This window comes from Candidatus Paceibacterota bacterium (assembly GCA_028714635.1).
Lineage (GTDB): Bacteria > Patescibacteriota > Minisyncoccia > Phycocordibacterales > JAQTLZ01 > JAQTLZ01.
Window position 1 is genome coordinate 1 of record JAQTLZ010000008.1, and the last position, 11,713, is coordinate 11,713.

Sequence of the window (11,713 nt, forward strand, 5' to 3'; positions counted from 1 at the left end):
TGCCTTAACCACGCCGCCAGCGTTCATCCTGAGCTAGGATCAAACTCTAAAATAAAAATTTACTTTGACCGCGTCTCCAGAGGAGGCGCGAGTAAATAGTAAGAACGGAACAAAACAAAGAATACTTTCTCGTTTTATATTTTCTTACAGCTAATTAGATTGTTGTCCTAACCAAACCATGGTGATTATTCATGGATTTAAAATCATTGTTTGCCGTCGCGAATTCGGGAGAATTCGCGACGAATTGAATATATTTAGACTTGCACAAACGTATGAAATTCACTAATCAAATACGTTCTTTATTGTCTTTCGACTGTCAAAGACCACGTCTCTCTCTATTTGAGACATTGCACTAGTATATAGATATTTATAGGGCTGTCAACAAGGGTTATGGCTGGTAGCTTTTAGCTTAAAATCGCCAAAAAAGCCTTATTTAAAGAACATTCCAAGGTTTCCCTTGGAATATAAGCAAGACGTCTTAACCGCGACAATTTATCGTAACTGCCATATCAGCAGCGGTAAGGCGCTCTGAAGCGCGGAGTCCATCAATAAGAGGTTTCATCTCTTCGTCAATTTCGTACAGTTTCTCCTCTATACCTAGAAACTCTTCAAAGCTGACCGTTCTCTTCGTCCGCTGATAAACATCCGCATCTTGAAAATTAAGTTGCGAGACGTTTTCCGGGCGCCTACCATACTCGCTCCAGCGAGGATGACAAGGCTGACTTCCTGACTCTTTGGTCATTGCGAGCCTCCTTTGTGTACCTGCCCTTTTTTATTATACTCCGAGATTATTTTTTGTCTTGAGCCTTCCAGAGAGTCACCAAAAGCGGAGAAGCGAAGAAAATCGAAGAGTAGGTTCCTGCGACCATACCTACGAGAAGGGTTAGGGCGAAATTTTTTGTTGTCTCACCACCAAGAAGAAAGAGTGAGAAAAGAACGAGAATGACAGTGAATGATGTATTGAATGAACGAAGATATGTCTGCTTCAAGCTTCTTCCCACAATCTGATCGAACGGTTCCTTCCCTCTTCCCTCACGATTGAGACGAAGATTTTCTCGGATTCGATCGAAAACCACGATGGTGTCGTTGATGGAAATACCGAGTACCGCGAGAAGCGCTGTGGTGAAGAGAATATCAATTTGCGCTCCATGAAAATGGACGAGAAGTCCGTACACTCCCGCAGGAATCGCGATGTCGTGCATAAGGGTGATGACAGCTACCACTCCATATTTCCAAGATGAAACGGGCTCTGACACTTTTCTGAAAGCGAAAGCGATGAAAAGCACGATACAAAGAATGACGAGGACGATTGCGATGATTGCTTTTCGCTTGAGCTCACTCCCAACAACAGGACCGATCGAAGTGAAATTCTTTTCCTCAATCGTCACCTTCCCCCCCTGTGAAAGTGCATTTTTGACTGCTTCGTGCTGTGTCTCGCTCAATTCCCCTGTTTTCAAAACATACGAGCTATCGCCTGTTGGCTGAAGCAGATAATTTCCCAAATTGAGCGGAGCAAGTTCACTCTGAACAACAGTGGTGTCCGGCCGGCCTCCCGGATAATTCACTTCGAGAAGCGAACCACCCGTATATTCAATACCAAAATGAAGTCCCCATCCGAAGAAAGAAAGGAGCGAGAGAACAATGAGAGTGCCGATAATGGCGAAGAGTATTTTTCTGTGATTTACGACCCACATATTATTTTGTTATACCGCTACCGAATAAAAATTTAGCGACTCCGCCCTGGCTCTTCACTCCAAGAGCAAAAAGATAGGTTCTCGTAATGACAATCGCAGTAAACATTGAGACCAAAATACCAATTCCGAGAGTGAGCGCAAATCCTTTTACCAAAGAGGTGCCGAGCCAGAAGAGAATAATCGAAGCAATAATACCGGAGAGGTTTCCGTCTCGAATCGAAAGCCACGCTCGGGCGAATCCTTCGTGCATAGCGTCTTCAAGAGCTCTGCCATTTCGAAGTTCTTCTTTCATTCGTTCAAAAATAAGGACGTTTGCATCCACCGCCATACCCATCGAGAGAATAAATCCGGCGATACCAGCTGAAGTAATCGTAACTGGAATGACTTTGAAAAGCGTCAGCATGATGACGACATACGTCACAAGTGCTACGACAGCGAGAACTCCTGGCAATCGGTACCAAAGGATGAGAAAAAGACCTACAATGAGGAATCCCCAAAGTCCTGCTCGAACTCCAGAATTCAAAACTTTTTCTCCAAGCGTCGCACCGATCGTTTGAGTGGAGATGAGTTCGACTGGAACAGGAAGGGAACCATAATTCAAATCACGCACAAGCGTCTGCGCTTCTTTCACAGTGAATTGTCCGGTGATTTGCGCCTTTCCATCCTTAATTTCTTCTCGGATACTTGGAGCAGAAATCACATTCCCATCGAGAACAATAGCAAGCGGCTTGCCGATATTTGCTTTTGTTATTTTTGCAAAAAGATCTTTTCCTTCGGAGTTAAACTCGAGAGATACGACCGGCGCAGAACTGTTTTGATTGAATTCAAGCGACGCTTTGCTTAAAAGAGAACCCGTAAGGCCTGTATCAACGAGCTGTTGCGTCGTAGAAGCACTGTCTACAGACACTTCCAGTTTCCCGTTCACAAGTTTTGGTAAAGCAGTAGTTACAGTTTGAACAAGTTTAAACTCAAGAAGTGGAGTCTTGCCGATAAGATCAATAGCTTGCTTAATATCAGTGACACCTGGCAATTCAACAATGAGACGCTCTGCAGCTTCTTTGCTCCCCACAACTCCACCCGCCTCTACTTGTACAACAGGTTCAGATACGCCGAAAAGATTCACTCGTCGCTCGATAACATCCCGAAGCGTAGACATGGCCTCGCTTACTTTGCTTGGATCGATTTTTGAGACATCTGCCTTGTAGGTAAGAGCCGTTCCCCCTTTCAAATCAAGTCCGAGACGAAAATGAAAGCGCGAAGCGGGATTGTGTTCACTAGTCCAAAGGAAAAAAGCCAAAAGAGCAGTAACCGCAAGGAGTAGTATTGCTATAACGCGGGTTTTAACCATAATGGCGCAAATTATAGCCTTTTCATTGATTTTGGCAATAGAAAAAGACTTATGCCTTTTCTTTGATTTTATTGAGAAAATTCAAAAGTAGAGAGAATCTGTGATTGCAAAGATGTGTCTTGCGACACAAGATACAGATCCTCTGAACAAGAAGAGAAGGAAATTCGGAGCGTTTTAGTGCTCGAAATCGCAACATCAAAACGCTTTGCGCCACAGCCAGCATCTCCCCAATTAAACGCATACGCATCACGATTGCCAACTTTCACCTTTTCAGGATTCTCTATTTTTCCATACATATCTTCTATATTCTCAGGATCCAAAGGAGTATCCAGAACACGGATGCTCATACCCCCTCTTTTTCCATTCACGGCAAAAACGTAAGATCCGGATAGCTCAGTTTCATTTGTAAAAATATTTCCCGGATACTGAAACTGGAAACCCAAATCTTTATTTTCGTATTTTTTCCAGTCTGAAGGGGCCTCTTTTACAGCGATCAATCCCGAATCAATGCGCAACGTAGAGAAAATCTGTTTAGCTTTTTCACTCTCGGTAGGATAGTGAATGATAAAGATAGTATTGTTTTGATTTGCGGTCAGGATGTAGGTGGTCTTTTCATCAAGAATGTTTCCTCCGTACTGATGCACAAATGAACCTTCTGCTGTAAAGCGAAATGCCAGCCTGCCGTTTTGCGTGATCTTTTCCAAATCTGAAACCGTGTGATTGGGAATATTGGGAACTTTGTCATTCTTATTTAATTCCCATAAATCATACGCGTACTTCTCGAGCTGAATCGAAGTTTCAGTTTCACCAAATGCCGGCTCGATAGCGAGATAATCTCTGGAAGAATTGGGGAGTTCGCCAGTGTACTCATACGAATATCCATATTTTTCATTAACATAAGTCTTCAGTTCGGAAGAAAGATCAGTTTGGGTTGGATTATTTAATCCGGGAGTACTCGATTGGGAAGGTGCCACTTCTGCCAAGTTTTGATTGAGTGACTGTTTTTTTATAAACGAAAATATTCCAAGCAATAACAAGAGAACGATCAGGACTATTCCAAACAGAAAGTTTTTTTTAGAAGGCATTATAATATATGAGATATCTTTTTTAACTCCTTAATTCCCTCTTCTATTGATATTGTCGGTTTCCAGCCAAGAAGTTTTTTTGCTAGCGTATTGTTCGCAAGAGTATGACGCGGTTCCAAGCGAGCCTTAACGTGTTTTACGGGACCACCGACAAGTTTCGCGATATAATTGACCGACTGATTCTTTCCACAGCCGATATTAATGACCTCTCCTTTTCCTACTTTTAAACTTTTCATAGCCAAAATATTTGCCTGCACCACATCTTTTACATGAGTAAAATCACGAGTTTGTTTGCCATCTCCAGTAATGGTCATCGGTTTACCCTCTTTTCTCTGCTTCATAAACTTGGCGATAACCAGGGCATACGCACCTTCAGGATTATTCCTCGGGCCATAGACATTGAAATAACGCAGCGACACGGTAGGAAGCCCGTACACTTCACTCCACACTTTGCAATATGCTTCCCCCACATATTTATGAAGTCCATAAGGACTTTTTGGATTTGCATGCATACCTTCATGAAGTGGCATAGTAACCTGATCCCCATAGGCTGCGCTTGAAGCTGAATAGATAACTCGCTTTACCTTCGCTTCTGAAGAGGCAATGAGCACATTGAGCGTCCCGTCAACATTGACTACATGAGTCAAAAAAGGATGCTCAATTGAATGTTGCACGCGAGGCAGAGCAGCGAGATGAAATACATAGCGCGCGCCCCTGAAAATCGGCTGAATTTTTTTGAGATTTGTAATATCGATAATATGAAGCACAGCTCTCGGATTCACATTTTCTTTTTTCCCACCAGAAAGATTATCAATTACATGAACATCATATCCTGCTCTCACGAGAGCATCGGTAAGATTTGAGCCAATAAATCCTGCCCCGCCAGTAACCACCACTTTTGTTTTTAGTCCTTTTTTCATAGAAGAAATTATATTCCTTTTCGAGATAAAAGAATCTGAAGAGTCCGGAGGGCAATTTTTATATCAAGTCCGAAGGAACGATGTTTGATGTAATAGAGATCATAGGAGAGCTTTTCTCTGGTCTTCCGAATCTTATCCGGATCTCCATGATGAGGATGGTCTTCATGATAAATCTGGGCCCATCCAGAAAGTCCCGGTTTAATAAGGTGGCGAACATTGTAGAATGGAATCTCTTTTGCATATTCTTTTACAGGAAGTGGAAATTCAGGACGCGGGCCGATAAGCGAAAGATCTCCCTTGAGGACATTCCACAATTGGGGCAATTCATCAATACGCGTCTGACGCAAGAATTTTCCAACTCGCGTCACCTTATTGTCATTATTTTCATTCCACTCTGCCCTATCATTCGCAATACTCATCGTACGGAATTTTACCACTTGAATCGAAACATTGTGCCTCCCTACTCTTTCCTGAACGCTCCATAGTCCGCCCCCGTCATCAATTTTAATAAGAAGATAAACAAAGGGATACAGGAGAAGCGAGAGTAGCCCGAGAATAAGAGAAAGAGAAATATCCATAAGCCGTTTTAGAAAGTCATACACAATATGGGGAGAAGAAGAGACATTCTCAAGAAACCATTCGTGTCGAACAAGAGAAATCGGAATTCTTCCGAAAATATCAGCGTACAAATCAGAAAAGTTCACAAATCGAATCTCCGAGAAAATAAGCGAGTATAGATCAGAGAGAATTGGCCGGATTTTTTCGTGTTCCAGGTCAATTACAATAAGCGACGCATTTTGTTCTCGAATATCCGAAACTAGTTTTTCAGTACGAATATCGCCTTTCCCCAGATCAAAGGAGGAAACAATGGTCATTCCATAACGAGAACTTCTTCGGATCTCTTTCTCCAACTCTTCCATCTCTTCCCCACTGCCAAGAAGAATCGCATTTTGATATCGGCGAAAAGAAATATGCCGAGTCCCCCACTGCCTCCAAATAACAATAACAATCGAAGAGACAACGAGAAAAAGAAAAAGGTTAGTTTTCGGAGTAAGCCCGAGAAACGGAAAAAAATAGAATAACACAACCGCAATAATACTGTTGAGAAGTTGGGCATTTAAAATAAGGGTCGGCAAATCTTTCTTCGTAAGAAGAACCTGGTTATCGTAAAGACCTGCGATAAAAAATACGATGATAGAGATAATGAAAAGGAAAGAGAAAGCAAATATATGAGATATAAAAAGCTCCCTGCTTGGAATTGAGCCATACCGAAAAACAAGCATCACCCAAAGCGCAATGAGAAACGAGACAAAATCGCCCACAAAAAGGAGGAATGGCTCTTTTTTATGCGAGGTAACCATGTGCAGAGATACTACAACAAAAAAACGCCCGGAGCAATTATCTTTCATTGATAGGCGCATATCAAAATGCTATCGTGTATTCAATAAGAAATGGACACAATATCTCGAAAATCAAAGATACTTTTTGTTATTACAAAATCGAATTGGGGCGGAGCGCAGCGATATGTATATGACTTAGCGACCAACCTCCCCCAACAGGAATTTGAGCCCCTTGTCGTCTTCGGAGGTAGAGGAATTTTAGCGAGCTCCCTCGAAAAGACCGGCATCAAGACACTCTCTCTTTCAAAACTCGAACGAGATCCGAAGCTCATAAATGACACCAAAGTGTTTTTTGAACTTCTGCGACTCTTTAAAAAAGAACGACCAGAGATAATTCATCTGAATAGCTCGAAGATTGGGGCTGTCGGCGCTTTGGCAGGAAGAATTGCCGGCATAAAAAATATTATTTTCACCGCTCACGGTTTCGCATTCAATGAGGAGCGTTCGGGAATAAGCCGTTTCGCAATAAAATGCGTCACGTGGCTGACGCTTCTCTTGTGCACAAAGGTCATCACGCTTTCTGATAGAGAAGAAAAGCAAGCAAAAGCTTTTCCTGGTATCAAAGACAAGGTGACAAAAATACCTAACGGCATACAACTCCCGCATTTCTTGCCGAAAGCAGAGAGTCGAGAAAGGCTTGCTGTACATCAAGGACTTGCCCCTGACTTTTTCGCAAAACAGCACATTATAGGAATGATAGCGGAACTCACTCCGAACAAAGGACTTCTGTACACCATTGAAGCGCTGGAGAAAATAGAAGAGTATGTTCTCCTTATCATCGGAGACGGAGAGGACCGGGAGAAACTCACGAAATACATTCAAGAGAAAAATCTTGGTTCAAAAGTATTTCTTTTGGGCTTTATCCAGAATGCTGCCACATTCGCAAAGGCATTTGATATTTTCCTGCTTTCATCTCTCAAAGAAGGCTTGCCCTACGTGCTTCTTGAAGTGGGAGGAGCGGGCGTCCCTGTGCTTACAACCGCGGTAGGAGGTATCCCCACAATCATCGACGACCAGAAAAATGGAATGCTCATAAAGCCCAAAAGCGCTCGCGAAATAGAGCTTGGCCTTAAATTCCTCATTGCCCACAAAGAAGAAAGGAAAATGTTCGGAGAGAAATTAAGACAGGATGTTGCGGAGAAATTCAATCTGGAACAGATGCTTCAAAAGACTTTCGAGATTTACGGCAAAAAAGATAGAAAAGAATCAAGCTCCTAAAAATTCATTCTCAAGAGAATCTTTATGAACATCTCTGCTATAGCGGCGCATTCCCATGAGAATGCCTAGGCCTGCAAATTCTGTAAGAAGGTGCGATCCCCCGTAACTCATGAATGGAAGCGGCAATCCAGTGACCGGTAAAAGCCCCATATTCATGCCCACGTGAATGATAAAGTGGGACATAAGAAGCACCGCAAGCCCTACCCCGAAAAGAATTTCAAAATTCGTAGCACCATGAAGCGCATTCGAAAGTACGCGCCAAATCACTACTCCAAAACAAAGGAATAAGAAGATAACGCCGACAAATCCCCACTCCTCTGCAAAAGCCGCAAAAACAAAGTCTGTTTGATATTCAGGGAGGAATTGGAGACGCGATTGGGTGCCGAGACCAATACCTTTTCCCAACACCCTTCCCGCTCCAACCGCGATAGTAGATTGATATGCATTGTATCCAGAACCACGCACATCAGCCAAGGGATTGATAAAATTTTTTATTCGCTCTTTCTGATACGGTTTGAACGCGTAATGCCAAAGACCAAAAAAAGAGACAACCCCTATCATAAAGACAAGAAAAAGGTGCTTCTTCGAAATCCCTGAGACCAACACCATTCCAAACCACACAAGAAATAGAATGACGGCTGAACCGAGGTCTGGCTGAAGAAGCACAAGCACAAATAATGCAAAAGCATAGAGACCGGAGACAAAAATGTGCCTCACGTGGGCGATCTCGATATGCCGGCGGGAAAAATATTTCGCGAGAATGATAATGAGCACTAATTTTGCAATATCCGCGGGTTGAAAGGCAAAAAGACCGATGCGAAACCAGCTTTGAGCTCCGCGAGACGTTATCCCGAGAAGAAACAAAAGCGCGAGCGATCCCACTGAAATCCCGAAAAGAATGATGACAACCCGAGTCCTCCGCAAGAAACGAAAATCAATCCTGCTGAAAATAAAAAAAACTGCGAGCGCAAAAAGAATCGAGATGAGCTGTTTGTTAAAAAAATAACTCTCGCTTACAAACGAGTTCATAGTAATAAGGCCAGCTGCAATAATCGGGATGGTAGCGAAAAAAAGCACCCAATCGATCGATTGAATCCTAGAAGAAATTTTCTCTGGATTCGCTTCACCCAGGACTTTTTCAATGATCGGTTTCATAGGAGTGGACTAAAAATTTATTCTCGGAATGACCTCTATTTTCGAAACGGCAAGCGGAAATGGCTCTCTCCAGGTAAATACCAGGTTTTGTGGCATATCCCTGTCCATTTTTTCAACGACTGTTCTTGAAAATGCCATGGCGTTCCCTTTCTCATCATACACAATCGCAATGAAATCAACATGCGGGATTCGTCCAACCGAGAGATTCTGCGCTCGTACGTCGAGATGAGGCAAGGTATCAACATTGGAAATTTGGGTATCTGAAAGAGAAATGGCAGGTTCCTTCTTGGAATACTTTTCCCACACGTAGTCTTCGGTCCATTCAAACGTGACCCGCACCGCCTCTCTGTGCCCGGTGTCGATAGCACCCTCAAAAATCGGAGATATTTTTTTCGGAGGAAGATACGTAGTCCCCACTCTTTTCGCAACAACCGCACCGTCAACATCATAGAGTCTGAAAAGATACGAAATGCTCCGGATGCCCGCTTCTTGATTCGAATTTTCGACGTAGGCAAGAGTGTTGTAGAGGCCAGCACTTACCCGGCTAAATCTTTGCCAACGAATGATGGGTGGTATGGTTTGGAAATCGCAAAGCTTGAGACATGCTCCCCCGCAATCGACGCCTTGTTCGTCAGCATTTTTCTTTCCATCAAAACATGTCGGAGAGCGATGAAAATATGAATAGCCAATAAGAACGATCGGAATAAGAATGACGAGGATCGCCACAGCAGCATATTCAAATTTCCTCCTTTGAGACCAGAGAGACATGCGTATATGATAACAAAAGAATAGAGAAACAAAAAATCCGCTTAAGCGGATCTTTTGTTTAAATTAAATTGAGTCGTTGGTCCTGGCGGTTACCTACTTTCGCTCCAAAAAACTATCATCGGTACTACAGTGCTTAACGGTCCTGTTCGGAATGGGAAGGAGTGTGGCCACTGCGTCAAACCACCAAGACTAAAGACTCAATTTTTTTTAAAAATACAAAGAACTGGTGCCGGGAAGGGGGTTGCTTGCTACACAGCAAGCCTGTAGAAGTACGCAACTCTGGGCAGAGTTCCCCTCCCCGACGAAAACGATAGTTGAGCTCCGCGGAGTACGTGGCTGGAAAGGTAGCCACATCCTCATGCGTCATCGCCGAGATGACACAGGCCGGAGGGGCCACACGAAGCTCAACTTCGATAATCAATTCGGTGCTGGGCAGTTTCGAAGAATCTTTTGAAGAGACGCAAGACTCCCCAAGTTAGATTCTGCATCCACTACCCAGCACCGTCGCGCTCCCGGACAGCTCCCCCAACGGAAGAGACATATTTCACCGGGATACAGCATTTCAAACTGCTCGAAACTTTATGGAGGGAGTGGAGGGATTCGAACCCCCGATCTTCAGAGTCGAAGTCTGACGCTCTACCGCTGAGCCACACCCCCATCCGCAAAGTTTCAACAATCAGGACAACTCCCGGACGAAGATTTCTAGTGTCGCGACACTAGTTATCCTTATGTGGTCATCTCCGGGAGTCATCCAAATTACATTTCAGTCGCCGATCTTTGTCCGCAATTCTTTGCGAGCAAAAATCGGCGCTGAACTCTTGCCCGAAAAAGTTTTTTAAAACTTCGTCGGGTCTGTGGAACTTGTCCTGTAGTGAGCTTTTGCTCTACTACACGGATTTACATTCCACAGAACAGGTTAACAAAAAAGTAGTTAGAAGCTTGCCCCGTAGTGAGCTTTGCTCTACTACTGGGGTGGTTTCTTCATTTCCTAACAGAAATCGACGAATTAGTACTTCTCGCCTCAACACATTACTGTGCGTACAGCTAAAGCCTATCACCTAATCTTCTCTTAGGGGTCTCAAACGATTCCTAATCTTGAAGTTGGCTTCCCTCTTAGATGCTTTCAGAGGTTATCCATTCCGAACATAGCTACCCTGCGGTGCTCTTGGCAGAAACAGCAGGTACACCAGAGGTTCGTTCACTCCGGTCCTCTCGTACTAGGAGCAAATCTTCTCAAGAATCAACGCCTGCAGTAGATAGGAGACCAACCTGTCTCACGCTTGTCTTCACACATTACTGTGTGCAATGGACTATATCTTCACCTTTTCTTTCGAAATCAGGTGGCTGACGTGTAGTCTCTACGGGGTAATACACGAATCTTTCGTTTTTTCGAATAATTTAATTCTCTGAAACGATCAACTAAATTCAACAACGCTTGAAATTCTTTTTGATCACTGACTTTCATCTTCGTAATCAGAATTTCTTTCATAAGCTCGATCTGTAATTTCTTCATGATCACATAAGGCTCAACAATTTTAAGGAATGCCAGAATATTTTCGTTTCTTCCGATAATATATTCCAGAATTCCATCTTTTCTCGCTCTCAAATAACCGAGGTTGATTTGCGAACAAAGAATTTCAAAATTTTGTTGATCTTTCTGTGATTGGAATAGCACTATGTATGGAGCAATCTGATAACCAAACTTATATGTTTGATTTACTTTTGCTTGCACATAAATACTGCCATCTCCATCAAGAAATCCAGCGAGATATGCTTTTTGCGTTGCAGATAATTTTTTCATGTAAGACTTCCCTCGGTATTATCCTACCATACGACAGTTTGTCATACAATTGGATTCCACCGATATAGTCAACTTGAGCATCAAAATATTTCTATCTTGAGCCGCCGTGATATTGTTGTCTTCAAACAGTTATTTTTCATATGCCTCAATGTCCGAACTCGGATTCAAACTGTCCAATTGCCGATGTATATCAGCTACTGAACGGTTTGAACCCAGCTCGCGTATCTTTTTAATTGGCGAACAGCCAAACCCTTGGAACCTTCTCCAGCTCCAGGATAAGATGGGCCGACATCGAGGTGCCGAACTCCGCCGTCGATTTGGACT

Annotated in this window: 9 protein-coding genes, 1 tRNA gene and 2 rRNA genes; 1 reads left to right on the forward strand and 11 read right to left on the reverse strand. The window is 43.2% G+C overall.

Features of this window, described 5'->3' with window-relative positions; translation table 11 throughout:
* Positions 1-478 precede the first annotated feature (478 nt).
* From PHS53_04745 to PHS53_04770, 6 genes are all read right to left on the reverse strand, one after another.
* Positions 479-742 carry a hypothetical protein gene (locus tag PHS53_04745; GenBank protein MDD5357426.1) on the reverse strand — a complete coding sequence of 88 codons (264 nt, stop codon included), beginning with the start codon at positions 740-742 and terminating at the stop codon, positions 479-481.
* A gap of 46 nt (positions 743-788) precedes the next feature.
* Positions 789-1,694, reverse strand: a complete 906-nt coding sequence (gene secF / locus PHS53_04750) for a protein translocase subunit SecF (protein MDD5357427.1) — start codon at positions 1,692-1,694, stop codon at positions 789-791.
* Between the two features lies 1 nt (position 1,695).
* Positions 1,696-3,042 carry a protein translocase subunit SecD gene (gene secD / locus PHS53_04755; GenBank protein ID MDD5357428.1) on the reverse strand — a complete coding sequence of 449 codons (1,347 nt, stop codon included), beginning with the start codon at positions 3,040-3,042 and terminating at the stop codon, positions 1,696-1,698.
* A gap of 68 nt (positions 3,043-3,110) precedes the next feature.
* A complete protein-coding gene (locus PHS53_04760) occupies positions 3,111-4,127 on the reverse strand; it encodes a hypothetical protein (protein MDD5357429.1) in 1,017 nt (338 codons plus the stop codon).
* Positions 4,127-5,047 (reverse strand): NAD-dependent epimerase/dehydratase family protein, encoded by a 921-nt coding sequence (locus PHS53_04765; GenBank protein ID MDD5357430.1) that lies wholly within the window; start codon positions 5,045-5,047, stop codon positions 4,127-4,129. The genes PHS53_04760 and PHS53_04765 overlap by 1 nt, the downstream gene beginning before the upstream one ends.
* A gap of 8 nt (positions 5,048-5,055) precedes the next feature.
* Positions 5,056-6,456: an exopolysaccharide biosynthesis polyprenyl glycosylphosphotransferase gene (locus tag PHS53_04770; GenBank protein ID MDD5357431.1), complete on the reverse strand. Its 1,401-nt coding sequence runs from the start codon at positions 6,454-6,456 to the stop codon at positions 5,056-5,058.
* 42 nt (positions 6,457-6,498) lie between these two features.
* Here PHS53_04770 and PHS53_04775 point away from each other — a divergent pair, with 42 nt between their 5' ends.
* The gene (locus PHS53_04775; protein ID MDD5357432.1) at positions 6,499-7,665 is read left to right on the forward strand and encodes a glycosyltransferase; all 1,167 of its coding nucleotides are present in this window, start codon (positions 6,499-6,501) and stop codon (positions 7,663-7,665) included.
* On the opposite strand, the gene PHS53_04780 is transcribed toward PHS53_04775, so the two are convergent.
* The 5 genes from PHS53_04780 to PHS53_04800 all read right to left on the reverse strand — a co-directional run.
* Entirely contained in the window at positions 7,654-8,820 is a 1,167-nt protein-coding gene (locus PHS53_04780; GenBank protein ID MDD5357433.1) for an FtsW/RodA/SpoVE family cell cycle protein, read from the reverse strand. The two genes, PHS53_04775 and PHS53_04780, sit on opposite strands and share 12 nt — an antisense overlap.
* Positions 8,821-8,829: 9 nt before the next feature.
* Positions 8,830-9,588 carry a hypothetical protein gene (locus tag PHS53_04785; GenBank protein ID MDD5357434.1) on the reverse strand — a complete coding sequence of 253 codons (759 nt, stop codon included), beginning with the start codon at positions 9,586-9,588 and terminating at the stop codon, positions 8,830-8,832.
* Positions 9,589-9,668: 80 nt separating this feature from the next.
* Positions 9,669-9,776: ribosomal RNA gene (gene rrf / locus PHS53_04790) — 5S ribosomal RNA — on the reverse strand.
* A 394-nt stretch (positions 9,777-10,170) separates the two neighbouring features.
* A tRNA-Arg gene (locus tag PHS53_04795) sits at positions 10,171-10,245 on the reverse strand.
* Between the two features lie 328 nt (positions 10,246-10,573).
* A 23S ribosomal RNA gene (locus PHS53_04800) occupies positions 10,574-11,713 on the reverse strand; the annotation flags it as partial.